Below are 23,431 nucleotides of genomic sequence, written 5' to 3'. Positions count from 1 at the left end.
GTAAGTTGCAGTCTTCACGAGGAATGTGAGGGGCGGCAACGAGGCCGCCCTTTATCGACAGTCGATCGGAGCTTTCGCCAATGACAGATATCCAGGCAGAGGTGGCCGGCCCCGCCTCGACGAAAGCGGCTTCGGCACGATCGCAAATCACCCGCGAACGCTTTACCATTTCTCCCTGGCTGTATCTGGCGCCCGCCCTCGTCCTCCTGATGGTCTGGACCTACGTCCCGCTTGCCGAGACGTTTCGTTTGTCTTTCTACCAATGGAACATGCTGCCGACATCGCCGCAACGCTTTGTCGGGCTAGCGAACTACCAGCGGCTGCTGGCTCTGCCGGAAATGCGCAACGCCCTCTGGAACACGCTCTGTTACACGATCGGCCTGTTTCCGATGTCGGTGATCATTCCGCTATTCGTAGCGATCTGGACGCAGGATCTCGGCGGTCGCGCCCGGACGATCTACCGGACGATGATCTTCGTGCCGATGATCATCGCTCCCGTCGTTGCCGCCGTCCTGTGGCGCTGGCTGCTGAACGAAGATCAGGGGCTTGTAACGCTTGCCCTCGATAGTCTGGGGCTCGGCCGCGTCGGCTTTCTGACCGATCCTCTCTATGCCCTGCCGACGTTGACCTGGATCACCGGCTGGAAGCTGATCGGCTTTTCGACGCTGCTCTTTTCCGCCGCCAATGCGGGCATCAACCCGTCCTATATCGAAGCCGCGCGTATTGATGGTGCCAGCCGCTGGCGCATCATTTGCGATATTCGCCTGCCGTTGCTCTCGCCGACGATCCTGCTGCTGTCGATGATGACGGTCCTTTTCGGCGCGCAATGGAGCTTTGCCTATATCAACGTGCTGACCAATGGCGGCCCGCTGAAGTCGACGACCAACATTTTTTACCTGCTCTGGGAATACGGCTTCCAAACGCTTTCGGCCGGCTGGAGTTCGGCCGCCGGCATGATCGCTTTTGCCGGCTTCGCTGTGCTTGCCGCCATCTGCATGTGGCTGACGAAGAGGTTTGCCTTCTATGACAACTGATGCCCTCGACGACCACCGGCCGAGCCGATCGGCGCCGACCCGCGGGTTCGGGCGCAAGTTCGGCGTACACGCCGTCATGGTCGTGCTCTCGTTCGTTTCGATCTTTCCGATCTACTGGATGATCGTCACATCGTTGCGACCTGAGAACGAGACCTTCTCCACCGCGCTCTGGCCGTCCCATCCGACCTTCGACAATTACCTCTTCGTGTTGACGCGTGTGCCGATGCTGCAGATGCTCTTCAACACGACGCTCGTATCAGCCGCGACTGCGTTGCTGCAGGTCGTGACCGGCATGTTTGCCGCCTACGCGCTGGTGCGCTGGCGCATGCGGCTATCGTCTGTCGTCCATGGCCTGATTGCCTTGTCCTGGCTCGTGCCTTTCCAGGTCACGATGATCCCGAACTACGTGCTCGCCTCCAGGATAGGGCTGCTCGACACATTGACGGGTCTCGTTGTGCCGAATGCCGCCCACGCATTTGCGATCCTGCTCCTCTATCATGCCATGCGGGCCTTTCCGACCGAAGTGCTGGAGGCTGCGCGCATGGATGGCGCACGGAGCTTCCGCATCCTCTGGCAGATCGTCACGCCGAATATGGGCGCCCCCATCGCCTCCTTATCGATCATCGCCTTCATTTCCGCCTGGAACGAATATTTCTGGCCGCTGCTACTGTCGCGCAAGCCAGAGAACTCCGTCGTGCAGATTGGCTTGCAGATGTTCATGACCCAGGAGGGTAACCTCTGGGGACCGCTGATGGCGGCGGCGGCACTCGCCAGCCTGCCGATCCTACTGATCTATCTCGTTCTCCAGCGACACGTCATCGAATCCTTCATGAAATCCGGAATCCGCTGATCATGCAAAATTATGAAAGACTCATCGCACTCACTGGCGCCCGCAACGTGCGCGACCTTGGTGGCTATCCGGCCGGCAACGGTGGACTGACGCGCTGGCGTTCGGTTCTGCGTGGCGACACATTGCATGCGTTGAGTGCGGCCGATATCGAGGCGCTGATCGCTTACGGGGTCAAGACGGTGATCGACTTGCGCAATCCGCAGGAAATCGCCCAGGAGGCCAATCCTTTTACGGATGATGCGCGGGTCCGTTACGACAACGTCCCGCTCTTGTCGGCTTTGGCGCCGGTCGAAATGATGGCAGCGCAATCGTCCGATTTCGATATGAGCGACCGCTACTGCCAAGCACTCGACAATTGTCAGCCGGCGATCGCCAAGGTGCTGACGATGATCGCACACGCATCGGACGGGATCGTTCTTTTCCATTGCACGGCCGGCAAGGATCGCACCGGTATCATTGCCGCTCTGCTGCTCGCCCATGCCGGCGTCGACGAAGCTGTTATCATCGAAGATTACGCCCTGACCGGATCGATATCCGTTCCCTTGCTTGCCGACCTCCATGTACGGGCGGTCGCACGCGGCGTGCCTTCGAGCCTCGCGGATGTGGTTCTCGCATCGGCGCCGCACAGCATGGCCCGCACACTCGGGCACCTTGCCAGACGTTACGGCGGCGTTGGCGCCTATCTCGCGCAGATAGGCTTGGACCAATCGGAAATCACCGGCCTCAAGCGGCGGCTCTGCGTTTGAGCCTTGCCTTGTCTCGTTAAAAGCGACTTGCTGTGATGCCGGCAATTGCAGTGGCGACCGCCCGGTAATCAGACGGCCGTATCATCGCGGCAGGTCAAGGCAGCGTATGTCCTGCAGCCCTGAACAGCCGGTACCATTCCTCGCGAGTCAGCGAGACAGAAGAGCCGGCCGCGGCTTCGATGACACGTTCCGGCTTCGTGGTGCCGAGAACGACCTGGATCTTTGCCGGATGACGGGTGATCCAGGCGACTGCAATGCCGGTCGGGGTGACGCCATAGGCCTTCGCGAGCTCGTCGATGGCGTCGTTCAAATCGGCGAAATTTTCACGGTCGCCGAGGAATACGCCGTCGAAGAAGCCCTTCTGGAACGGCGACCACGCCTGCAGCATCATGCCGTTGATCCGGGAATAGTCGAGGAGGCCGTTGTCGCGATCGACGGACTGGTCAAGCCCGGCCATATTGGCGGCAACTCCTGATGCAATCAGCGGCGCATGGGTGATGCTGAGTTGCACCTGGTTGACGATGAGCGGTTGCTTGACAGCGGTCTTGAGCAGTTCGATCTGGCCGGGTGTGTGGTTGGAGACGCCGAAATGCCTGACCTTGCCCGACGTTTTAAGCGTGTCGAAGGCTGTTGCGACTTCCTCGGGCTCGACGAGCGTGTCAGGGCGATGCAGCAGAAGCACGTCCAGATAGTCGCTTCGCAGGGCTGCGAGCGACTGATCCACCGAGGCCAGAATATGCTCGGCGGAGAAATCGAAAAATCCCTTGCGGATGCCGACCTTGCTCTGGATGACAAGCTTCTCACGCTCGGAGGCGTTAAGAGAAATCGCCTCGCCGAAACGGGCCTCACAGCGATGAGGCGCGCCGCCATAAATATCCGCATGGTCGAAAAACGTCACGCCGGCATCCCGTGCGGCGCCGACCAGCTGTTGGATTTCGCCGTTCGTCATTTTGGCGATCCGCATCATCCCGAGGATGATGCTGGACACGTCGAGGTCCGTCTGCGGAAGCTTATAGAGTTTCATGATGAATACCTCAGGGTTGCCAAATAACTAAATGGTTATCCGCTTTTACGGGAACGGCGGTCGGGTGGCTAGCCGAAGCTACTGTTACCAGGCGTCCGCAGAGATCGGCTTCGGATATGGCTGCTCCCTTTGCACGCAACTCCCATGATAGGCTAGAGATTGCCGTGTTGCAGTAGCGGCGTCGATTGTCGAAGTGGAGGAAATCTGGGTGGCGGATCAAGCAAAACTGGCGGCATCCCGCAGGGCTGCCCAGCGGGTGACCCTGCGCACGGTGGCGAACTTGCTTGGCCTGTCCGTCACGACCGTCAGTCGCGCGCTAAAGGATGGCCCCGAGGTCAACCGCGAGACGATCGACCTCGTCAAGAAAGCGGCATCCGACCTCGGCTACCGTCCCAACCTCGGAGGCATCAATCTGAGAACGGGAAAAACCCATGCTGTCGGCGTCATCATGCCGTTCCATCGAGACGGCGAGATGAATATCGTCGTTGCCTCGCTGATCGAGGGCTTCTGCGGTGCAATGAAGCAACGTGGGTATCGCACGACAGTCGCCCCGCAGTTTCAGGCTGACGACCCGCTGGCAACGGTGCGGGATCTTGTCGAAGAGGGAACGGTTGACGGCGTCATCCTTACTCATACGAGGCCGCAGGACGATCGGGTGAAATATCTGCTGGAAGTCGGCATGCCCTTTGTCACCTTCGGCCGCACTGAGCTGCTCAGCAAACATCCGAGCATCGATATCGAGCATGAGGAGATCGGCGCGGCGGCGGCGGCGCGGCTGCTCGATGCCGGGCACAAGGCGCCGTTGCTCGTCGCGCCCTCCAGCCAGTTCACCTACAGCCTGCAATTTATCAAGGGCTGGACGAGCGAATTCAACCGCAGGAACCTGACCGTTCCCGACGAGAGGATGTTCTTTACCGCAACCACGCCTGATAGCGGCAAGAAGATTGCCGCGGATGCGCTTGCGAAATATCCAGACGTGACCAGCGCCTTCGTTGCAAGCGACGAGGCGGCCCTCGGCTTCGTTTCCGCTCTGGCCGATCTTGGTCGAAAGGTCGGCGAGGATTTTTCCATCCTGACCTATTCCGGCAGTCGTCTTCACGACTTCTACAATCCGCCGCTCAGCACCTATTATTTTCCGAATTTCGTCATCGGACAGCGCCTGAGCGATCTTCTCTACAGGTCGATGCAGGGCGAGCCGGCATCCGGCCTGACCGAGATCGTCCACGCAAGTTTTGTCGAACGCCGCAGCGAATTCAGCCTTCGCTGAAAATCCCCAAAAATCCGGCACAGGTAAGTTATTCGTAACGTTACGAATTCACCTTCCTTGCCGCAATGCGGCAAAAGCTCCATGACAGAAGCCGTTGACAGCTTAAGCCTCACTATGCATTCGTAACGTTACGAATTGGCATTTGGAGCGGGTTGGAGCGCTTTAAGAGCCAAGACAAGCCACTGCGACAATGATGGGAGGACGGCGTGGGTGCTCAAGCACTTTTTTTCGGCTCGCCAATTTGGACGTTCAACTGGAACCCACCTTATACAGCGCCGCTGCGCCGGCTGGCAGCTACCGGCTGCAAGGGATTCGAGCTGACCGCATGGTCGGTCGACATGCTCGGTTACTACACCGACGAGACGATCCGCGAGCTCAAATCAATTGCCGACGGTGAAGGGCTGACGCTGACCAACTTCTTCTACAATCTGCCATTCGCACGTGATGACGGTGCGCCGGTTTCGCATGTGGACCTGGATGCATATAAACGTGGCGTCGAGCTGGCGGCAAAGATCGGCACACCGATCATGACAAGCATGACTCCCTATCCCTTCCAATCCGAAGTACGTCCGATCCTGCAGAGGCCGACGGCTCAGGAATGGTCGGCAGCCGTTCGGCCCGAGTGGGATTGGACTGCGGAATACGATGTCGTCGTCGAAGGTTTCGCTGCAGCCTGCGCCATTGCTGCGGATGCCGGGCTGCGCGTCGCCATCGAGCCGCATCCCTATCGCTGGGTCAGTTCCGGGCAGGGCATGCTGCGGCTGATCGAGCGCACCGGGGCTCCCAATCTCGGGCTCAATTTCGACCCCAGCCATCTCTTCCCTGCTGGTGACATGCCGCACTACGTGGTGCTGTCGCTTGCAGACCGGATCTACAACACGCATTTCTCCGACAATGAAGGGCACACCAATGCTCATTGGCGTCCTGGCCGCGGCAAGATCGACTGGACGGCGATTTTCGCGGCGCTGCGCACAATAGGCTATTCCGGGCCGATCACCCTGGAGCTTGAGGATGCGCCCGGTGCATCGCACTGGACCCATTTTCGGGAAGCCACGCCGGAATTCGATTCCGAAATGAAACGCGGCATCCGTTATCTGCGCGACTGCGCCGCCGAAATCGACATCACTATTACCTGAGGAACCAGAATGAGCGGAAACAGCCCCATGAAAGTCGGCATCGTTGGCGCTGGAAACATCAGCGCCACCTACGTCGCCACACTGCATATGTTCGATTTCATTCGCGTGAAGTCGATCTACGACCTCTATGAGGAGCCGGCGCGCAAGCTCGCCGAGCAGTTCGGTGTCCAATCGGTGTCGCTCGCTACAATGCTCGCCGATCCCGAAATCGGCCTCATCATCAACTTGACCACGCCGACCGCCCATTATTCGATCAGCAAGAGGGCGCTGCTTGCCGGCAAACACGTCTATTCGGAAAAGCCGCTCGGCGTTTCGATGGAAGAGGCCGAAGAACTGATGGCGCTCGCCCGCGCCGGCGATCTGCGGCTCGGCTGCGCCCCCGATACGTTCCTCGGCGGTGGCCATCAGTTGACGCGTCGTCTTTATGATGAGGGACGCATCGGCACGGCGATTTCCGCGACCGCGATGTTGCTTCTGCCCGGCCACGAGCACTGGCATCCCAATCCGGCCTTCTTCTACGGTCGTGGCGGAGGGCCGATGCTCGATGTCGGGCCTTATTATGTGACCAATCTGATTGCCCTTCTGGGGCCGGTCCGCGAAGTCTTCGGTGCTGCCAAGGTCACCCGCATAGAGCGAACCGTGAAGACGCAGCCACGGTTCGGCGAAACGATCAAGGTGCTGACGCCGACGCATCTGACCGGCGTCATGGAATTCCACAGCGGCGCGACCGTGACGATCGCTACCAGCTTCGACGTCATCAAACACAAGCACAACCAGATCGAGATCTATGGCTCCAAGGGCTCGATGGTGACGCCGGACCCGAACAATTTCACGGGCAAGGTCGAGATCTTCACCGAGGGGGGCGAAACCTGGGAAGAGGTCGCCGTCGACCATCCTTATGTCGAAGGCGTTCCCGGCCATCTGGGCCTCAGGGGACTAGGCGCTGCCGAGATGGTGGATTCGTTGCGCTCCGGCAGGCCACATCGCGTCTCGTCAGAACTCGCCTTCCACGCGCTTGAGGTCATGACCGCCTTTGAACGATCTGCCCAGTCGAAGCGGCCGGTCGCCATCCGCAGCAGTTGCGGCCGCCCGGACCCGATCCCGCAGCACCTGAAGGAAGGCAAGTTCACATAGGGTTTCCTCCCAGACCAGCGGGCGACGCGCAAATGCGCCGTCCGTCTCCCGGGGAGGGAGGCTGTCTGATATCCTAGAACGCGGCTGGCTTTGAGCAGCCCGTAACGGTTGGGCATCTATCGCTGCTTCGGTTTTGCGGTCGTCTTTTGATTCGCTCGCTTGGGTCCAGCAGCCAGGTCCGCCGGAATTTCGGGGGGCACGGACCGGATATCGTTGGTGATGGACTGCGCTGCCGCGATCACCGCCTGCCTGATATCTGCCACACGCTTTTCGTCCACCCCCGTGACGAAAGGAACGCTGACAGCCGCAATGACCGTGTCTTGATGATCCCTTACCGGAGCTGCGATCGCATGAACACCGGACATCTGCTCTCCCATGTCCCGCGCCCAATTCTGCTTGCGGATCAGCGCAAGCTCTTCAAGCATTTGCTTGGGATCCGTAATCGTCTGGTTGGTAAAGCGCTCGAGCTTGGTCAGGCGCCGCTCGATGTCCTCCTGCAATGAAAAGGCAAGCAGGATCTTGCCGGCAGCACCTGCGTGAAACGGCAACCGCTGGCCGGCGGTGGCCGACAGTGCATATTGGCCGTGCCCCTGTGCCGAGGCGACAACCAGGATATTGTCGCCTGACGGTACCGTCAGCTTGCTGCCTTCGCCCAACAGCTCGGAGATTTTGTTCAGATGCGGCTGCGCGATCGCCAGCAGGTCATAACTTGCAACGGTCGGAGCAACATGGGCCGCAAGCGTCAGAAGGCGGCGCCCGAGCGTATAGCTTCCTGCCGGTGAACGATGCACGAAATCGTAAGCGCTCAGCGTGTTGAGCATGCGGTACACGGTCGTACGCGACAGCTTCACCGCCTTGACCACGTCGCGGATCGTCGCGCCCTCCGGCGTGCGTTCCAGCAGCGCGAACACCTCCACCATCTGCTCGATGACGGGGATGCGGTACTTCTGCGCGGCGTCTTCACTAATGTCGGTCATTCAAATCCTGCCAAGCCTATCAGGCAACGCTTCGCCTTCCATAAGCAATGCGTGGAGTTCACGCAATCGCGGCTCCTTTCGATTGACTCCGGCACGAGAATGCCGGTAAATTCATACATGAACTTATATCAGTTCAAATAAGAAACGTCACGTCGATTTATTCCCGACGTGGCGTTCCGAAAAAGAGTGCCGGATCGGAGGCTCGGCGAGCACTGTTTCAGCACGCGCGGGTGCAACGGAAATACGGAGGAGGATGCAATGAAGAGTGTGAAATCGATCGGACATGTGGCTGTCAGTGTGAAGAACATCGACCGCTCGCTCGACTTTTATGTCAACAAGCTAGGCTTCGACGAAATGTTCCGGCTTGAACGCGACGGCCGCTTGTGGATCGTCTATCTCAGGATCACTGACACCCAGTTCATCGAGCTGTTTCCAGAAGGTGTCGGCGACAGCGCCCCGCCGTTTGCCAATGTCGGCTACAATCATCTCTGCCTCGAGGTCGAAAACATCGATGAGGCGATCGCCGATATCACCAGCCGCGGCGTTGTGCTGACAGCCGAGAAGAAGCTCGGCGTCGACAACAACTACCAGGCCTGGATCGCAGATCCCGAAGGCAACCGCATCGAACTGATGCAGCTTGGTGCCGACGCCATGCAGACGGCCGCCGTTCGCCGCATCAAGGGGCTGGTCTGAGCCATGGATCTTTTCAAGCATCTCGGCCACATCGCATTGCGCGTCAACGACCTCGACAAGTCCCTGGCCTTTTATCAGAAACTCGGCTTTCGCGAGATGACGCGACTGTTCAACGATCAGGGCGAGGCGTGGATCGTCTATCTGCGCATCAACGACGATCAGTATCTGGAGCTTTTCCCGAAAGGCGTAAAGCGGCCGGAAACCGGCCCAGACGCCATTGGCATCTTCCATATCTGCCTCACCGTTGAGGACATCGACAAGACGTTCGAAGAGCTTGCAAAAGTCGGCATTCAGCCGAGTAAACCGAGACCGACAAAGATCGGCATCGACGGCAATCGCGGCGCATGGATCGAGGATCCCGATGGCACGCAGATCGAGGTCATGGAAATGGCGCCAGATTGCATTCAGTTGCAGGCCATCAAGAGACTTCAGACGGAATCAGTCTGACTGGACTGTATTTCGACTATCGGCTCTGTGATTGAAAGAACCCGGCAGCACTCTGCCGGGTTCTTTCGTGTCGGGGTTCAGAAGATCTGGTCGTAGGCGTTCTGCATCGCCTGCACGAAATCGTCTTCGGTGCGGCTCGGATCGCTCCAATATTTGTCGGCCTCCTGCCAGATGGTGCGATACCAATCGGCGTCCGCCGTATTGAAGGGGTTGGACACCTGCTTCGACGGGTCCTTCAGCGTTTCCAGGACGAGCTTGTTGCAGGCATCAAGGTTTGTCGTGTCGGCATCGGTGCGGACGGGGCTTGCCCCCTTCTTCAGCACAAATTCGGCGTTCAGCTTCGGATCGACATCAAGCTTGGCGAAGTCCTCCTGGGCTTTGGCGGTGTCAGCGTTATTCGTGTTGAGGAAGCCCCAGGAATCGACGGTCACGACGACGGCCTTGGTGCCCGGGATATTCATGCAGTCGAAATCCGTGCCCAGCTTCTTCTGCGCAGCGACGAACTCGCCTTTCATCCAGTCGCCATGGATCTGCAGTAGGGCCTTTCCAGTGATGACGAGATTGGTCGTGTCATTCCACTGGCGGTTCGGGGATCCCGGATCCGTGTGCTCGGCGATTTGGCGGAAACGCTTCAGTGCTGCCCGCATTTCCGGGGTGTCGATCACGTCGCGATCAGGCTTTTCGCCGTAGAAACGATCGTAGATTTCAGGGCCTTCCTCGGAAGCGATCAGGGCCTGAAGAAGATAGGCCTTCTGAAACTGGTCGCCACCCTGCGCAATCGGTATGTAACCAGCAGCCTTGACCTTGTCGAAGGCGGCAAAGAGATCGTCGAGAGACTTCCAGGACTTCGGATCGACGCCTGCCGCCTCGGCGACATGCTTGTTGTAATAGACCATCCCGTCGATATGCACCGTGGCCGGGGCCTTCATGATCTCGCCGTCGACAGTGATGTTCTTCAGAACAGACGGCGGGAAATTATTCGTCGCTCCGATGCTGTCGAACAACTTGGTCAACGGCACGCCGAGCCCCTGCTTGTTCAGATCCCGATAGATGCCGGGATCGGAATTCATGAAGATCGCAGGCGGATTGCCGCCGGTGATCATGTTCATCAGGCTGACATTGGCGCCGGAATCGTGGGCTATCGAGAGGTCCTTCCATTGGTGACCGTCCTTGGCCCAAGCCTCCCGCAGGACGGTGAGCGCCGCAATCTCGGATGGTTTCGACCAGGTGTGATAGACGACGACTTCATCTGCCCAGGCGTTTGCGGCAAGAGTGGTCGCGGCAAGCAACAGCGATAGTCGTTTCAGCGATTTCCATTTCGTCATGCAACATTCCTCCCTTTTAGATCTGATCAGAGCCGTTGGCCGGTCGGGCCGTCAAAGACGTTCAACTTGGTGAGCGGCAGATAGACGGGCAGGGCCGGTCTGCCCCGGTAGCGGTTCGCATCGCGGCCATCGATACGCACGGCGATGCTCTTTCCCGACATGGTCAGGAAGGCGAAGGCATCGGGTCCGGATTTCTCGAAATATTCGACCGGGCAGTCGAAGCGGACGGTGTTTCCCGCATCCGCGCGTTCCTCGATCAGCAGTTCCTCCGCCCGGAAGCCGATCTTGACGGGCTTGCCTTCGGCCGCCTTGGCCTTCCATTTGTATTCGCCAAGGCTGATGCTGACGCCGTCCTTCTCATCCACGGCGACAAGGTCAGTGCCTTCCTGCCGGACAACGCAATCGAGCAGGTTCATGGCCGGCGACCCGACGAAATCGGCAACGAACAGATTGGCCGGCTCGTTGTAGATTTCATCCGGTGTGCCGAATTGCTGGATGACACCCTTGTTCATCACGGCAATCTTGGTCGCCATCGTCATGGCTTCGACCTGGTCATGCGTGACGTAGACGACGGTGTTTCTGAGCTGATTGTGGAGCTTCTTGATCTCCATCCGCATCTCGTTGCGCAGTTTGGCATCGAGGTTGGAAAGCGGCTCGTCAAACAGGCAGACGCCATATTGCTTGACCAGTGCCCGGCCGATCGCAACGCGCTGGCGCTGGCCGCCGGAAAGCTGGGAGGGCTTGCGGTCGAGAAGGTGTTCGATCTGTAAGAGTTTGGCGGCCCATGCGATGCGCTTATCCGCCTCCTCGCGCGATATACCGCGGGAGGACAGCCCGAAATTCATGTTTCCGCGCACCGTCTTGGTGGGATAGAGCGCATAGGACTGGAAGACCATTGCAAGGCCCCGGTCCTTGGGGTCGAGGTAACTGACATCCCGCTCGTCAATGAGGATTTCTCCATCGTCGATTTCGAGCAGACCGGCGAGAAGATTAAGAAGCGTTGTCTTGCCACAGCCGGATGGCCCGAGCAGCACCAGAAATTCCCCGTCACCGATACTGAGATTCAGGTTCTCGATGACCGTCAGGGCACCGAATTTCTTGACGATATTGTTGAATGCGATGGAAGGCATGCCTCTATCCCTTAATGGCGCCAGCAGTGATGCCCTGCACGAAGAACCTGCCGAGAACGAAATAGATGACGAGCGGCGGCAGGGCGGTGAGCAGTGCCGAAGCCATGTCGACCGCATAGTTCTTGGCGCCTGTCGTCGTCACCGTGATGTTGTTGAGCACGACCGTCATAGGCTGCGTGTCCTGCGCGCCGAAGGTGAGGCCGACCAGGAAGTCGTTCCAGATGCCCGTGATCATCAGGATCAGCACGACGATCATGATATTGCCGGACATCGGCAGGACGATTTCGAAGAAGATCCGCCAGAAGGAGCCGGAATCGATCATGGCAGCGGCGATGATCTGCGGCGGCATGCCTCGAAAATAATTCCGAAAGATCAACGTCAAAAAGGGCAGCGACAAGACGCTGTGGATGACAGCGATGCCGAACGTCGTACCATAGATATGCAGCGAGCCGGTGATCTTGATCAGCGGATACATGATGATCTGGAACGGCACAAAAGCGCAGATGAAGAGTATGAACAGGAAACCGTTCGCCCATTTGATGTTCCAGAGCGCCAAGCCGTAGCCAGTGATGATCGATAGCGAAATCGTCAGGACTAGGCTCGGGGCGAGGATATAGAGCGAGTTGAGGAAGCCGATTCGCACGCCGTTGCAGTTCATGCCGGAACAGGCCTGCATCCAGGCATAGGACCACGCATCGGTCGTCCAGGGTGAGGGCAGAGAGAAGATTTGCCCCTCGCGGATCTGATCCATCGTCTTGAAGGACGTCACGATAATGACGTAGAGCGGGACTGCGAAGAAGGCGGCGGCCATCAGCAGGAAGACGAAGATCACCACCCGGCTCGGCCGGATCAGCGGGCGCCTGCGCACTTTCGTTTCGCGGCGGGGTTGGGATGTCGCTGAGATAGCCGTCATGCCGCTCTCCTCTGCCGGATGGCCGTGATTATAACGAGCGGCAGGAAGAGAACGAGCGTCGTCAGTAGCATGACGGTCGCGCCCGCAGAGGCGAAGCCGAGGTTCTGCTTCTGCCAATAGGCGTCGATAACGAAATAAGCGGGCATGACCGACGCACCGCCCGGACCGCCGTTGGTCATGGCGACGATAATGTCATAAGCCTTCACCACACCGATGCAGAGCAGGATGATGCAGGTCAGGAAGGTCAGCTTCATCATGGGAATGATGACCTCGATATAGAGCCGCCAGAAGGGCACGCCATCAAGGCGCGCAGCTTGCCAGATCTCGGTGTTGATCGATTTCAAGCCGGCGAGCATGAGGGCCATGAAGAAGCCGGTCGATTGCCAGACCGCCGCCAGAATGACCCCGAACATGACCGTGTCCTGGCTTGCAAGCCAGTTGAAGGAGGCGCTCTCCCAGCCCATCGAGTGAAGAACGTTTTCGACGCCGAGGCCCGGATTGAAAAGCCAGCGCCAGACGAGCCCGGTGACGATCAGCGAAACGGCAAGCGGATAGAGAAAAACCGTGCGGAAGATGCCTTCACCATGCACCTCCTTGTCGATCAGCGCCGCAAGGATGAAGCCCATGACGATCGACAGCAGGCTGCCCACGGCGAAGATGACGAGGTTTTGCAGCGAAAGCATCCAGGACGGATCATGAAAAAGCCGCCAATATTGCTTCCAGCCGACCAGTTCATAGTCGGGGAAGCGGCGGCTTGCCGTAAACGAGAGATAGACGGTCCAGCCTATCGCCCCAATGAAAAAGACAAGCGTCAACAGCGCTGCAGGCGCAACGGCCAGATGCGGGATGACGCGGCTCCATCGGATTCCCATGAGCCTCCTCCTCAGGCCACCAGCCTCCGCTCCTCCGGTTGGCCGCCGCCTGTTTCTTATATGAACAGCATGTAGTTCATAATAGACCAAATATAGGAATCAAAAGAACGCGATGTCAAATGACAATTGGCCGCGCCGCGATCTGGATGCACGCCGAAGTTGGATGAAACGCGACGACTGTTCAGCCAGCCGATCAATCGAAGACGGTCTAGTCATCTTCCGCCAGATAACGTCTTGCTGGTTCGGGCACGAGATCGACGCCCAGGCTCGGCCGGTCGATCACGTCGATGAGCCGTCCTTGACGATCGTCTGCGGCAGCCCGTCGACGATGTCGTACCACCGGTCCGGATCGCCAGTCGTCTACGCGAATGCAATGAAGTTGTGGGGCAGGGTGGCGCAGACCCGGATGAGTGCGGCCAGACCGAGGAGCTCGCTCGCCGTTCGATGCGGCGCCATCAGGATCGAATGAAGGTGGACATATTAGCCGATCCATTCAAGCTCGGCGATCCTGCCGACATTAACCGCGTGACCTTCGATCAATTCCTTGAAGTTCTGGCGCAGATAGATCTGTTCGCCGAGATGGATCGGCGTCGTGCTGGAACGGGTCAGCTCACGATAGACGCCGGCATTGACCCATGGCGTGTAGTCGCAGGAGAGCAGGGCCTCGATCCAGAACAGTTGGGCCGTGGTTGATCAGGCGAGGGGCATTTTTGAGTTCGACGACTTTCATATGCTCGTTCATTCGAAGCCCACGAAATATGAAGCTTCCCGGCATTTCTCCGTAGCTGAGACAGAGAAAGATGATGACGGCGAAGGCGCCGCAAAACCGAATGCATTCCGCATCTCAGTCCTTATCGTGCCGGTCACGATGGTGGGGAACTGAAATGATCGAGCTGTGAACCGCTTCACATGGAGGGCGCTAACGTTTCAGGTCATAGGCCTGGTGAGATGCACGAAGCTCTGCCAAGGTCTTGCCGACGCAGCTGCCGCCCTCCGCGCCTCCGGTTGCCTTCGCGTGGCCGTCCAGGGTGATCGTGCCGGCCATCCGCTCAGATGCCACATAGGTCGCGACACCGTCCTGCGAGATGCGCGATATGAAGAAGGCATGATAGGTGTCTTTGTACTTGCACTGGATGAGCAATGGAAATTGATCGAACGGATCGTCCTGCGCCTGGAGCGCGGTGAGTGGAAGCCCCGCTAGCGAGACCAGACTTGCAAGAAGCGTTTTGGTCAATCCGTTCGATATTCGGCCGAATGCGTACTTCATTGCTCAATCCCTCCTTTTGCACGATTAGTTCTTCCGAAATCCGCTGCCGCTAGATCGTCATTGCGATGAGTGCATCGCGGTCAAGAAGACGAACAATGCGTTGCAGTTTACCGTTCAGGCAGAGGATGCGCTTTCCGCGGAGTTTCGTGAAGCAGCGGGCGACGGTTTCGACCGTCAGTCCGAGATAGTCGGCGATATCGCTGCGCGACATCATCATATCGAATTCGCAGCTTCCTGGATGACGATCGGCCATTTCGTAGACAAAGGCGGCAACGCGCTTCAGTGCGCTTTGCTCGGTGATGACGAGTTGTTTGTGCTGTGCCTTTGCGAGGCTCGTCAGCGCAATGTGGAGAAGGTCTATGGGGACGAGTGCGTCCCGATTGGCGCGAAAGGGCCTGATACAGGTCTCGCATACGGCTTCTGCGAAATCGGTTCGAACATTGCCCGTTTCCAGACCGAACCACTCACCCTTGCCGCAGAAAGACAGGATGTATCGCTGCCCGCTGGCCGTCAGGCGATAGATGCGCACCGCACCCGCTTCGACCTGATAGATCGCAAGTGCATGTTCGCCTTCGCTATAGATCGTCTCGTCGGCCTTGAGCTTGATCGACTGATCCTTGGCCGTCCCAGCAGTCGCGCCATAGCGGTACCCCGGAACTATCGTCTGCTTTACCATCGCGTGGTCTTGAAGCATATGCGTCGCCCCCATCCGTATCGCAGAATAGGCAATCGCGGCCTGACCCGGTATTCGAGATACCCCTTACGTATTGTTACGGAGGCCCGGGACCATCGACAGGTGTATAAAGCTATTCCCCTTGATGAGAGCGATACGAGAATATCGCGGGAGGTCTCGATGGCATCGGAAGAGGAAGGGGACAGTCGCGCATTTCAAGACTCTGCAAGCGTGCGTGCACAACTTGACCTTATACTCGCCAGTCCGGAATTCCTTGTCCCTGAGCGCGGACGCCGCTTCCTGCAATATATCGTTGAAGAGACGCTTGAAGGGCGCAGCGAGCAGCTTAAGGCCTATACGATTGCACAGGCGGTTTTTGGCCGCGATGCCTCCTTCGATGCGCAGAGTGATCCGGTCGTCCGCATCGAAGCGGGGCGGATCCGTCGCGCGCTCGAACGATACTACCTCGTCTGCGGACGCGGTGACCCGATCCGGATTACCGTCCCCAAAGGAGGCTATGCGCCGCACTTTTCCCGTGGGGAAGACAGTCCGGATGCGGGCGAAATCTCCGTTCTGCAGAACCGCGAGAACAAGCGGCGCCCCCTCGGGCGGGAGCGGCCGGCGAGTTATCGAGATCTCCTGTTGCCGATCGGCATCCCCGCGCTGTTCGGGGTCGTGGCTATACTCGCCCTTGTCCGTCCGCTGGAAACCTATCTCTCCCCACCAAAACCGTTGCCGGCCCCTGCCACATCATCATTGACGAGCAAGATCAGGATTGTTGTCGAACCCTTCGCCGCTCTCGGCGGTACCGTGCAGGGAGCTGATTTCGTGAAGGGATTGGCCGATCAGCTGATTGCAAAGCTGATGAAGGTGGAAAACCTTGTCGTGCTCGCTCCAGGCCGTTCCAGGACGGAAACGACCGGTTCGCTTTTCAACCTGCAGGGAAGCGCCCTCGTCGAGGGCATGATCCTTCATCTGCATGTCCGCCTGATAAACGACGCCGACGGCACGGTTATCTGGGCAAATCAATATGATCGAGACCTGCGCGGCCAGACCATTCTCGATGTTGAGGACGAGATCGCCGCACAGATCGCGATGGAGGTTTCGAACAGCCAGAGGCTGAACGGCACGGGCACCGATCCATAGCTTATCTTATCTTGCCGACACGGGGTCGACGACCAGTCCTGAGGCGCGCAGCCCGTTCAGGAACCGTTCCTGGTCCTCCGGCCGCTGCAGGCGGAGCGACACTTCCTGACGGATATTCGTCATCAAAGCCGGCGCGTGGATTTTGAGCCAATCCTGTTCCAGCATGGCTTCATCAGTCTTTCCGGCCGCTCCGAGAATGGATAGCAGCACAAGGCGGTGCATGGGATTATTGTCGAGATCGGACCGTCTCGACCACTGCTCGGCCTTTCCGATATCTCCTTTCATGAATGCGCACAAAGCCATGCCGACCTCGTAATAACCTCTGGTGCCGACACCCTTGTTGAGGGCGACCGACAGCAACTCGCAGCCCGATTGCCATTTCCCCGACATCGCCAGTCGAAAACCGTATTCGCCTGCGAGTTCTACATCATCAGGGTCTGCATCGTAGGCTGCGGTGCCTGCCTTCAGGGCCTTGTCAATATCTCCCCTGAAGAAGCTCACCTGCATCTGCGCTTGCAGCACGCGGGGATTGTCCGGTGCGAGTGATGTTGCCCGCTCCACCGCAGCGCTCGCCAGTGCGAGAGGCTGGGTCGACGATGACGTGCCGAGCGTGTAACGGAATCTGATTTCGTCGAGATAGGCCATGGACAGCAGCGCCCAGGACACCGCGTCATTGGGAAAGCGCTGGGTCGCCTGTTGCAGGCATTCGCGTGCTGCACTGAGACTTTGCACAGTCATGGTCTGGCGGTAGTTGGAATAGGCGAGTGTACAGGCATAAGCACTCTGGTTTCCCCTCTGCGCCGGTCGCGCTACCATATCCGCGTCGGTTTGGAAGAGGGCGCCATAGGGCTGCGCGACAGCATTGGCGATTAACCGGGCGATATTGCTTTGAATCGCAAGCTCGTTTTGATCTTGAAGATCCGCATCGAAATTATCGGCCCAGATGACCGCTCCATCCAGTTGGCGGACCAGCCTGGCAACGGCACGCAGCCTGCTTCCATCGAGCTGGACATTGCCCTGCAATGCGTAGTTGGTACCGGTGGCGTGTTCACCACGCAGCGGATCGGCGACCACGACGATGTCATCGAACTGGGCGAGCTGCCCGATAATGTCGTCCCTGAGACCACGCGCGATATCCGAACCGGCGTCAGCGGGGCTGCTTTCGGCAAAAAATTCGATGATCACCTTTGGCTTGGGAGATCCCTGCGGCATCGTTGCGGTTGGAGTATCACGCAAGGACAATGCGGACGTGAGAGCGAGAAGAAGAAGAGCGACGACGACGGCCAGCGCAGTTCCGAGACCGATAAGGGTGGCCAACCCCGGACGACGTGTTTCCTGAAGCGAATGATCTTGATCTTCGTGTTCGGCATTTTGCGCATTATCCGAGACTTCGGCGGGATCTGCCGGGGCCGGCGCCTCCCGCGCATATTCGAAATGCGGGACATATCCACCCTTGGGCACAGTGATGACGATGTCGTCCCTCTGGCCTGCGACGAGATAGTAACGCTCGAGCGCCTTTCGTATTCGGCCGGCCTCGATTCGAACAACCGGATCGTTCTGCGGGTCGAACGAAGCTTCCCGGCCAAAAACCACATTTGCTATCGTAAATGCCTTCAGGAAGTCCGATCGGCCGGCGAGTGTCTCATTGACGACGAATGCCAGGAAATTCCGCCCGCGTTTCGGTGCGTGAAATTCCTCGCTTGTGAGAATTCGTTCGACCTGCCGGCTGATTTCGTCAGCTGTTGGCCCAAGACTACTGAAAGCATTGATCTTTGCGCTTCTCATGATCGCCCCTACGACAAGATCACGCAATTATTTAAGTTACTTCTAACGCATCATACCTCACAAGCCTGGGGTTGCAAGTTCTGCTTTAGGCTTGTCGAATATAAGCTGACCAGCTGCCGATCGGCGAAGCCTTTGCGGTTTCAAGCGGTTGCGCCGCATCGATGGCAATGGCCATGCGCATGAGCTCTGCCAGATTGCGCGCGCCCATCTTGGCCATCACATTGGCGCGATGGACCTCCACCGTGCGCGAGCTGATGCCGAGATGATAGGCGATCATCTTGTTCTGTAAGCCATCGAGCACGCCGGAGAGAACCTGATGTTCGCGGTCCGTGAGCTGACGAAGTCGCGCCGCAACGCTTTCGCAATCGGCCACGGCGCTGCCGCACCGCCTTTGCCTCATTGCTCCGTTAATGGCCGAGATCAGCGCTTCTTCCTTCAGCGGTTTTTCCAGAAAATCGGATGCTCCCGCCTTCATCGCCTGAACCGCGGCGGCGATATCGCCCTGACCGGTAATGACGATCGCCGGCACGTCCGTGCTGACACGCCTTAACCGCTCAAGCAATTCGATGCCGTTGATATCGGGCATGCATAGATCGGTAACAAGGCAACTTCGCCCCGACAGCGGCAGAAGTTCCAGAAAGGCTTTCGCACAGCTATGTGCACGAACGGCAAAGCCGGCCGACACCAGCAGAAACGTCAGAGATCGCCGGAGCGACTCTTCGTCGTCGACGAGATGGATCGTAAGGTCATTCGCCATTGATTGTGGTCTCCGCCAGCGGCAGCGAAAACGAGAGGATGGAGCCTCCCTGTGTTCCCTTGCGCGCGCTTATGCGGCCTCCATGCGCTTCAATGATACGCTTTGACAATGCCAGGCCCATGCCAAGTCCGCGCGGTTTACTAGTGACGAAGGGACGAAACAGCGCCTCTTCGATCTCGACGGCAATTCCGCAACCATTATCGGACACGTCGACAACCAGATGCGAGCAATCATCGGTCCTCGAGTGGATCGCGATCGTCGGCCGCTCGACGCCGTCGGTCGCGTCCACGGCATTGTGAAGAAGGTTTATCAGCACCTGGACGATCTGGACACGGTCTGCGACTACGATGTCCCGCTCTGCTTCGAGTTGCAAATCGGTGTGAAGGCCTTTCCGGGTTGATCCGGCAAGCCCAAGCGCCGTCGCTTTGTGGATCAACGCGTGCATCGCCTCCAGTTGTTTCTCGGCGGTGCCGCGCTTTGCAAATTCCCTGATGTTCTGGACGATCGTTCCCGCCCACAAGGCGTGCTGCGTAATTTCCGACAAGGCTTCACGAAGCTCCGCGCCGTGCCTGCGGCGGTCGTTCGTCATGAGGCGCCCGCACCCCTCGGAGTAAGCGGCGATCAAGGAGAGCGGCTGAGAGAGTTCGTGAGCCAGCGTCGTTGTCATTTCTCCAAGCGCGGCTACTCTTGCGAGACGCGCCAGCTCACACTGAAGCTCCTGAACCTGCTGCAATGTCTCGCGCTCTGTTCGGAAGTCCTCAAAGATCGCCGCAGCGAAGGTTTCTTTTTCGCCCTGTTCTCGGATGATGGTCAGCGTAGTTGGAAACTGGACGCCCCTCTTGGTCGTTGCTAGGCCGGCGCGTGCCGCGCCCTGGTCCGCCCAGCGTCCCCTGAGTTTGACATCCGGCGTCGCGGACCAGACGAGGTCGATCTTGCGGTCGAGCAATTCATCTTCCTCATAACCGAACAGGACCACCGCAGCCCTGTTACAGGCTGAAATTCTATTGTTGCCGGTCATGAAGAACACTGCGTCCGGTATGTGTTCATAGAGCTGCCGAATCCAGTTCGCCTGTGGCCGATTATCACCCTTGGAAGCAGCACGCACGGGTTCGCGCCGTGCTATTCGCGTTCCGATGAACGAGGTTCGTGCCGCCAGGCTTGAGACAGGGGAACTGAATTCGGTAGCATGCGGCGACTCCATCTTGGTGGACATGGTGGTCTCCTCCGCCCTTGAGAAGCAATCCAGTGCCTCGACGCTAGTGCCTCGACGGCATCCTCAACAATGGCGCGAGTTTACCATCTTTGGATGGGGGATCGGTGTAATATCGCGTAGACTCTATTGGTCTTCTCCTACAACCGGGCCTGCTGAAGGCCCAGCGAGCCAGCGCCTTGGCCCGGCCTCACCTCCATTGATCCGACTCAATGCCTCTGGCTCGTTGTTCCGCTAGTCTGAGACGTCGTGGGTATATGGCTATTTGAGAGAGCTGGTTCACTGCGAGGAGGGCTCGCGATCGCTGGTGCAACGCCAAGGCAGGACATGGCGAAATGCAACATCCGCAGACGTACAGGCAGGAAAAACCATGCCGGACGAGTGACTGGCACGCCGAAACGATAGCATCTTGCCGGTCGACGCCGGTGCATCGTCGGGGAGGGTTCGGTGATGTGGCGCTTGGTCGCTGAAGCTCCGTTCGAAGAGGACATAGAACTCGCCGTCATCGACGACGAAGGTACCCATGCCCTGGTCTTTCCTTGCCAACGTCTGCCCGGCGGATGGGCCAACGCCATGACCGGCGAGATGCTTGATATTCACCCGACCCATTGGCGCGCATGGCAAATTCAGCGATGTGATCCGTCCGATCTTCATTGAAAGGGACTGCGAATGCCTCGTCAGCCGGATCCCGACAGTTTTCGCTCTCAAATCGGACCATATATTTGCTAGGTCGGGAACATTTCGACCTCTTTCTGCCTTCGTATCAATTGCAGACGTGCTTTGAATACGGAGCGATCCATGAGCCTAGAACGCGGTCGCAGAAAACTGATGTTGCGGCTTCCCGATATCCGTCATCTTCTAGCGGAGATAACCAACGAGACACTCGGTGAGATGTTCGAGGCCTATGATCTTGCCGTCGATGCGTTGGACAGATTTCGGATTCAAAGACCGAGGGAAGATAAGCTGATTACAGAATATGAGCAGCTCTGCCGCGAAATAGAGCAGGAAGTTGTCGTCTACTGCACCAGCCGATGAGCTTGCCGATACCTATCCGATGTGTTCCGCTTCGGATCCATTTGAGGTCGCCGGCGGCCAGGCCCAGGCTCTCAGCAACTCGTAGAAGACGCTGAGGACGACCGGCCCAAGGAACAAACCCAGAAGCCCGTGAGAGAGCGTGCCGCCGATGACGCCGATCAGAATAACGGGCATCGGCGTCGAGAGGCCTTTCGCCATCAGGATGGGCTTCAGAATATTGTCCACGACGGTGATCGGCACCGCAAGGCAGGTAAAGATAAAGGCAGTCGCGAATGGCCAGGAGAACCACGCCCAGATGACGACCGGCAGCAGCACGAGCCCAGGACCCAGTTGCATCACGCAAAGCATGAAGACCGCAAAGGTCAGAGCACCCCGTGCCGGAATGTCAAAGAAGGCAAAGCACACTCCGCAGAGCAGGGTCTGCAGGAAGGCAACGCCGATCACGCCTCGCGAAACATTCCGCACCGTGGTTCCTGCCAGCCGGGCAAAACCGACACCCTTTTCGCCGGCGATCCGGCTGGCCAGCACCTGTATTGCCGCGGCCAGACGCACGGACCACGTGAGAAACAGCCCGGAGAGTATGATCGAAGCGACGAAGCTCAAGACGCCGCCGCCGATCGAGGCGAGCTTTGCGACGACAACACCCATGACCTCACGAATAGGCGCCTGAAACTTGATGATGGTGGAGGCCAGATCGCCCGCAATCTGGTTCCAGGTGTCATGGACACGCTCACCGACGACAGGCCATTCCTTGATGGCGACCGGTGCTGTGGGTAGCGTGAAGTTTCCCGTCCACAACTTGCCGATCAGTGCCTGCACCGCATCGGCAAAATTGACCGCAACGAGTGCGAGCGGTGCGATAATCAGCACAAGGCAGCCGATGACGATGATAACAGCCGCAATCATCGGCCTGTTTCCAATCAGTCGCAAGAGAGTCTGGAACATCGGAAATAGCGCCACTGCGAGGATCGCCGACCAGATGACGATCAGTGCGAAGGGCGCGATGAGAACCATCGTCCAGTAGGCGAAAAGCCCGATGATGCCTAACCGGACCAGATCACTTACTCTCGCCTCTATCGAAATCTGGCCCGCATCGGTTTTCCGCGCCGGCGTATCGGCTATCTGCTCCATTGTTACATCCGCCACGTTCCAGGCCGGCAGTGCTTACGACGTCATGTCGGGCACGATATGGCGGATGCTGCTATCCTCTATGAAGTCGGCCGGACGCTTCTGACGTTTTCCGAGATCGGGCTCGTCAAACTTCACCCGCTCATAGGGAATGGACTGCAGGATATGCGAGATGCAGTTGATCCGCGCGCGCTTCTTGTCGTCCGAAGGCACGATCCACCATGGTGCATGGTTGGTGTCGGTCATCCGCAGCATCTCGTCATAGGCGCGCGTATAATCCCACCAGCGCTGATAGGATTCGAGATCCATGGGGCTAAGCTTCCACTGCCGCACCGGATCGTCGATCCGCCGCCTGAAGCGCCGCTCCTGTTCTTCCTCGCTGACGGTCAGGAAATATTTGAGCAGAATGACGCCGCTTTCGACGATGGCCGCTTCAAAGCGGGGCGCGAGCTCCAGAAAACGCCGCGCTTTCTTATCGCTGCAGAAGCCCATGACACGATCGACGCCCGCCCGATTATACCAGCTGCGGTCGAATATCACGACCTCGCCGGCCGCCGGCAAGTGAGCGATGTAACGCTGCATATAGATCTGCGATTTCTCCCGATCTGTCGGCGCAGGCAGCGCCACGACGCGGAAGACACGCGGACTGACCTTTTCCGTTATCCGCTTGATCATCCCTCCCTTTCCGGCGGCATCGCGTCCCTCGAAGATGATGACGATTCTTGCGCCGGCTTTCTTCACCCAGGCCTGCAGATGAGCGATTTCGACCTGCAGCCGACCGACCTCTTTCTCATAATCCCATGATTTCTTTTTCTTTTTATCCTTGCCCCGGCTCTCATCGCCGGTGGCCTGCTTCGGCTTGTAATTCTCGTCCATGGTTCT

At 58.4% G+C, this 23,431-nt stretch carries 24 protein-coding genes and 1 pseudogene; 11 read left to right on the top strand and 14 right to left on the bottom strand.

Features of this window, described 5'->3' with window-relative positions:
* The first annotated feature begins 80 nt into the window (after window positions 1–80).
* The 3 genes from ACK9YZ_RS27260 to ACK9YZ_RS27250 are packed head-to-tail and all read left to right on the top strand — an operon-like array spanning window position 81 to window position 2,630.
* Complete coding sequence (locus tag ACK9YZ_RS27260) at window positions 81–1,034, top strand: carbohydrate ABC transporter permease (protein WP_416068334.1); 954 nt, start codon at window positions 81–83, stop codon at window positions 1,032–1,034.
* Window positions 1,024–1,884: a carbohydrate ABC transporter permease gene (locus tag ACK9YZ_RS27255; RefSeq protein WP_216760631.1), complete on the top strand. Its 861-nt coding sequence runs from the start codon at window positions 1,024–1,026 to the stop codon at window positions 1,882–1,884. Before ACK9YZ_RS27260 ends, ACK9YZ_RS27255 begins: the two co-directional genes overlap by 11 nt.
* A gap of 2 nt (window positions 1,885–1,886) precedes the next feature.
* Window positions 1,887–2,630: a tyrosine-protein phosphatase gene (locus ACK9YZ_RS27250; RefSeq protein ID WP_216760632.1), complete on the top strand. Its 744-nt coding sequence runs from the start codon at window positions 1,887–1,889 to the stop codon at window positions 2,628–2,630.
* Between the two features lie 94 nt (window positions 2,631–2,724).
* Here ACK9YZ_RS27250 and ACK9YZ_RS27245 read toward each other — a convergent pair whose 3' ends face one another.
* Entirely contained in the window at window positions 2,725–3,654 is a 930-nt protein-coding gene (locus ACK9YZ_RS27245) for an aldo/keto reductase (RefSeq protein ID WP_216760633.1), read from the bottom strand.
* Window positions 3,655–3,862: 208 nt separating this feature from the next.
* On the opposite strand from ACK9YZ_RS27245, the gene ACK9YZ_RS27240 reads away from it, so the two are divergent.
* The 3 genes from ACK9YZ_RS27240 (at window position 3,863) to ACK9YZ_RS27230 (ending at window position 7,191) form a co-directional block, all read left to right on the top strand.
* On the top strand, window positions 3,863–4,921 hold the full coding sequence (locus ACK9YZ_RS27240; RefSeq protein ID WP_216760634.1) for a substrate-binding domain-containing protein: 1,059 nt from the start codon (window positions 3,863–3,865) through the stop codon (window positions 4,919–4,921).
* Between the two features lie 206 nt (window positions 4,922–5,127).
* Entirely contained in the window at window positions 5,128–6,057 is a 930-nt protein-coding gene (locus ACK9YZ_RS27235; RefSeq protein WP_216760635.1) for a sugar phosphate isomerase/epimerase family protein, read from the top strand.
* Window positions 6,058–6,066: 9 nt separating this feature from the next.
* On the top strand, window positions 6,067–7,191 hold the full coding sequence (locus tag ACK9YZ_RS27230) for a Gfo/Idh/MocA family protein (protein ID WP_216760636.1): 1,125 nt from the start codon (window positions 6,067–6,069) through the stop codon (window positions 7,189–7,191).
* Window positions 7,192–7,307: 116 nt separating this feature from the next.
* Here ACK9YZ_RS27230 and ACK9YZ_RS27225 read toward each other — a convergent pair whose 3' ends face one another.
* Window positions 7,308–8,168 (bottom strand): IclR family transcriptional regulator, encoded by an 861-nt coding sequence (locus ACK9YZ_RS27225; RefSeq protein ID WP_216760637.1) that lies wholly within the window; start codon window positions 8,166–8,168, stop codon window positions 7,308–7,310.
* Between the two features lie 258 nt (window positions 8,169–8,426).
* Between ACK9YZ_RS27225 and ACK9YZ_RS27220 the strand changes: the two genes are divergently transcribed.
* Entirely contained in the window at window positions 8,427–8,861 is a 435-nt protein-coding gene (locus ACK9YZ_RS27220) for a VOC family protein (RefSeq protein WP_216760638.1), read from the top strand.
* Between the two features lie 3 nt (window positions 8,862–8,864).
* Window positions 8,865–9,308 (top strand): VOC family protein, encoded by a 444-nt coding sequence (locus ACK9YZ_RS27215; RefSeq protein WP_216760639.1) that lies wholly within the window; start codon window positions 8,865–8,867, stop codon window positions 9,306–9,308.
* 77 nt (window positions 9,309–9,385) lie between these two features.
* On the opposite strand, the gene ACK9YZ_RS27210 is transcribed toward ACK9YZ_RS27215, so the two are convergent.
* The 7 genes and pseudogenes from ACK9YZ_RS27210 to ACK9YZ_RS27180 all read right to left on the bottom strand — a co-directional run bounded on the left by ACK9YZ_RS27210 (window position 9,386) and on the right by ACK9YZ_RS27180 (window position 15,509).
* On the bottom strand, window positions 9,386–10,633 hold the full coding sequence (locus ACK9YZ_RS27210) for an ABC transporter substrate-binding protein (RefSeq protein ID WP_216760640.1): 1,248 nt from the start codon (window positions 10,631–10,633) through the stop codon (window positions 9,386–9,388).
* Window positions 10,634–10,659: 26 nt separating this feature from the next.
* Window positions 10,660–11,763, bottom strand: a complete 1,104-nt coding sequence (locus ACK9YZ_RS27205) for an ABC transporter ATP-binding protein (protein WP_216760641.1) — start codon at window positions 11,761–11,763, stop codon at window positions 10,660–10,662.
* Window positions 11,764–11,767: 4 nt separating this feature from the next.
* Window positions 11,768–12,676 (bottom strand): carbohydrate ABC transporter permease, encoded by a 909-nt coding sequence (locus ACK9YZ_RS27200; RefSeq protein ID WP_216760642.1) that lies wholly within the window; start codon window positions 12,674–12,676, stop codon window positions 11,768–11,770.
* A complete protein-coding gene (locus ACK9YZ_RS27195; RefSeq protein WP_216760643.1) occupies window positions 12,673–13,548 on the bottom strand; it encodes a carbohydrate ABC transporter permease in 876 nt (291 codons plus the stop codon). Before ACK9YZ_RS27195 ends, ACK9YZ_RS27200 begins: the two co-directional genes overlap by 4 nt.
* 208 nt (window positions 13,549–13,756) lie before the next feature.
* Window positions 13,757–14,226: pseudogene (locus ACK9YZ_RS27190) on the bottom strand (enolase C-terminal domain-like protein); the annotation flags it as partial.
* A gap of 241 nt (window positions 14,227–14,467) precedes the next feature.
* Window positions 14,468–14,815 carry a hypothetical protein gene (locus tag ACK9YZ_RS27185; RefSeq protein WP_216760645.1) on the bottom strand — a complete coding sequence of 116 codons (348 nt, stop codon included), beginning with the start codon at window positions 14,813–14,815 and terminating at the stop codon, window positions 14,468–14,470.
* Window positions 14,816–14,864: 49 nt separating this feature from the next.
* Window positions 14,865–15,509: a helix-turn-helix domain-containing protein gene (locus ACK9YZ_RS27180; RefSeq protein ID WP_416068333.1), complete on the bottom strand. Its 645-nt coding sequence runs from the start codon at window positions 15,507–15,509 to the stop codon at window positions 14,865–14,867.
* A 159-nt stretch (window positions 15,510–15,668) separates the two neighbouring features.
* Between ACK9YZ_RS27180 and ACK9YZ_RS27175 the strand changes: the two genes are divergently transcribed.
* A complete protein-coding gene (locus tag ACK9YZ_RS27175; RefSeq protein WP_216760647.1) occupies window positions 15,669–16,634 on the top strand; it encodes a hypothetical protein in 966 nt (321 codons plus the stop codon).
* A 6-nt stretch (window positions 16,635–16,640) separates the two neighbouring features.
* On the opposite strand, the gene ACK9YZ_RS27170 is transcribed toward ACK9YZ_RS27175, so the two are convergent.
* The 3 genes from ACK9YZ_RS27170 to ACK9YZ_RS27160 all read right to left on the bottom strand — a co-directional run bounded on the left by ACK9YZ_RS27170 (window position 16,641) and on the right by ACK9YZ_RS27160 (window position 20,389).
* On the bottom strand, window positions 16,641–18,419 hold the full coding sequence (locus ACK9YZ_RS27170) for a hypothetical protein (RefSeq protein WP_216760648.1): 1,779 nt from the start codon (window positions 18,417–18,419) through the stop codon (window positions 16,641–16,643).
* Window positions 18,420–18,504: 85 nt separating this feature from the next.
* Window positions 18,505–19,176, bottom strand: coding sequence for a response regulator transcription factor (locus ACK9YZ_RS27165; RefSeq protein WP_216760649.1), 672 nt, complete (start codon window positions 19,174–19,176; stop codon window positions 18,505–18,507).
* On the bottom strand, window positions 19,166–20,389 hold the full coding sequence (locus ACK9YZ_RS27160) for a sensor histidine kinase (protein WP_416068332.1): 1,224 nt from the start codon (window positions 20,387–20,389) through the stop codon (window positions 19,166–19,168). The genes ACK9YZ_RS27165 and ACK9YZ_RS27160 overlap by 11 nt, the downstream gene beginning before the upstream one ends.
* 447 nt (window positions 20,390–20,836) lie before the next feature.
* Between ACK9YZ_RS27160 and ACK9YZ_RS27155 the strand changes: the two genes are divergently transcribed.
* Both ACK9YZ_RS27155 and ACK9YZ_RS27150 read left to right on the top strand, forming a co-directional pair.
* Complete coding sequence (locus tag ACK9YZ_RS27155; RefSeq protein ID WP_216760651.1) at window positions 20,837–21,043, top strand: hypothetical protein; 207 nt, start codon at window positions 20,837–20,839, stop codon at window positions 21,041–21,043.
* A gap of 141 nt (window positions 21,044–21,184) precedes the next feature.
* Window positions 21,185–21,421, top strand: coding sequence for a hypothetical protein (locus tag ACK9YZ_RS27150; protein WP_183732881.1), 237 nt, complete (start codon window positions 21,185–21,187; stop codon window positions 21,419–21,421).
* Window positions 21,422–21,433: 12 nt separating this feature from the next.
* Here ACK9YZ_RS27150 and ACK9YZ_RS27145 read toward each other — a convergent pair whose 3' ends face one another.
* Together ACK9YZ_RS27145 and ppk2 are read right to left on the bottom strand one after the other, a co-directional pair.
* Window positions 21,434–22,552, bottom strand: a complete 1,119-nt coding sequence (locus tag ACK9YZ_RS27145) for an AI-2E family transporter (protein WP_416068331.1) — start codon at window positions 22,550–22,552, stop codon at window positions 21,434–21,436.
* A gap of 33 nt (window positions 22,553–22,585) precedes the next feature.
* Entirely contained in the window at window positions 22,586–23,425 is an 840-nt protein-coding gene (gene ppk2 / locus ACK9YZ_RS27140) for a polyphosphate kinase 2 (RefSeq protein ID WP_416068330.1), read from the bottom strand.
* Between the last annotated feature and the right edge of the window lie 6 nt (window positions 23,426–23,431).

Source organism: Rhizobium sp. ZK1 (genome assembly GCF_047782645.1).
In the GTDB taxonomy this organism is placed as follows: Bacteria; Pseudomonadota; Alphaproteobacteria; order Rhizobiales; family Rhizobiaceae; genus Rhizobium.
This window is presented reverse-complemented; position numbering and strand designations above follow the sequence as displayed.

Bases quoted from the DNA above. Each gene is read 5' to 3' on its own strand.
- ACK9YZ_RS27260 (WP_416068334.1), top strand. From the start codon at position 81: ATGACAGATATCCAGGCAGAGGTGGCCGGCCCCGCCTCGACGAAAGCG.
- ACK9YZ_RS27255 (WP_216760631.1), top strand. From the start codon at position 1,024: ATGACAACTGATGCCCTCGACGACCACCGGCCGAGCCGATCGGCGCCG.
- ACK9YZ_RS27250 (WP_216760632.1), top strand. From the start codon at position 1,887: ATGCAAAATTATGAAAGACTCATCGCACTCACTGGCGCCCGCAACGTG.
- ACK9YZ_RS27245 (WP_216760633.1), bottom strand. From the start codon at position 3,654: ATGAAACTCTATAAGCTTCCGCAGACGGACCTCGACGTGTCCAGCATC.
- ACK9YZ_RS27230 (WP_216760636.1), top strand. From the start codon at position 6,067: ATGAGCGGAAACAGCCCCATGAAAGTCGGCATCGTTGGCGCTGGAAAC.
- ACK9YZ_RS27225 (WP_216760637.1), bottom strand. From the start codon at position 8,168: ATGACCGACATTAGTGAAGACGCCGCGCAGAAGTACCGCATCCCCGTC.
- ACK9YZ_RS27220 (WP_216760638.1), top strand. From the start codon at position 8,427: ATGAAGAGTGTGAAATCGATCGGACATGTGGCTGTCAGTGTGAAGAAC.
- ACK9YZ_RS27215 (WP_216760639.1), top strand. From the start codon at position 8,865: ATGGATCTTTTCAAGCATCTCGGCCACATCGCATTGCGCGTCAACGAC.
- ACK9YZ_RS27210 (WP_216760640.1), bottom strand. From the start codon at position 10,633: ATGACGAAATGGAAATCGCTGAAACGACTATCGCTGTTGCTTGCCGCG.
- ACK9YZ_RS27205 (WP_216760641.1), bottom strand. From the start codon at position 11,763: ATGCCTTCCATCGCATTCAACAATATCGTCAAGAAATTCGGTGCCCTG.
- ACK9YZ_RS27200 (WP_216760642.1), bottom strand. From the start codon at position 12,676: ATGACGGCTATCTCAGCGACATCCCAACCCCGCCGCGAAACGAAAGTG.
- ACK9YZ_RS27195 (WP_216760643.1), bottom strand. From the start codon at position 13,548: ATGGGAATCCGATGGAGCCGCGTCATCCCGCATCTGGCCGTTGCGCCT.
- ACK9YZ_RS27185 (WP_216760645.1), bottom strand. From the start codon at position 14,815: ATGAAGTACGCATTCGGCCGAATATCGAACGGATTGACCAAAACGCTT.
- ACK9YZ_RS27180 (WP_416068333.1), bottom strand. From the start codon at position 15,509: ATGCTTCAAGACCACGCGATGGTAAAGCAGACGATAGTTCCGGGGTAC.
- ACK9YZ_RS27175 (WP_216760647.1), top strand. From the start codon at position 15,669: ATGGCATCGGAAGAGGAAGGGGACAGTCGCGCATTTCAAGACTCTGCA.
- ACK9YZ_RS27170 (WP_216760648.1), bottom strand. From the start codon at position 18,419: ATGAGAAGCGCAAAGATCAATGCTTTCAGTAGTCTTGGGCCAACAGCT.
- ACK9YZ_RS27165 (WP_216760649.1), bottom strand. From the start codon at position 19,176: ATGGCGAATGACCTTACGATCCATCTCGTCGACGACGAAGAGTCGCTC.
- ACK9YZ_RS27160 (WP_416068332.1), bottom strand. From the start codon at position 20,389: ATGTCCACCAAGATGGAGTCGCCGCATGCTACCGAATTCAGTTCCCCT.
- ACK9YZ_RS27155 (WP_216760651.1), top strand. From the start codon at position 20,837: ATGTGGCGCTTGGTCGCTGAAGCTCCGTTCGAAGAGGACATAGAACTC.
- ACK9YZ_RS27150 (WP_183732881.1), top strand. From the start codon at position 21,185: ATGAGCCTAGAACGCGGTCGCAGAAAACTGATGTTGCGGCTTCCCGAT.
- ACK9YZ_RS27145 (WP_416068331.1), bottom strand. From the start codon at position 22,552: ATGGAGCAGATAGCCGATACGCCGGCGCGGAAAACCGATGCGGGCCAG.
- ppk2 (WP_416068330.1), bottom strand. From the start codon at position 23,425: ATGGACGAGAATTACAAGCCGAAGCAGGCCACCGGCGATGAGAGCCGG.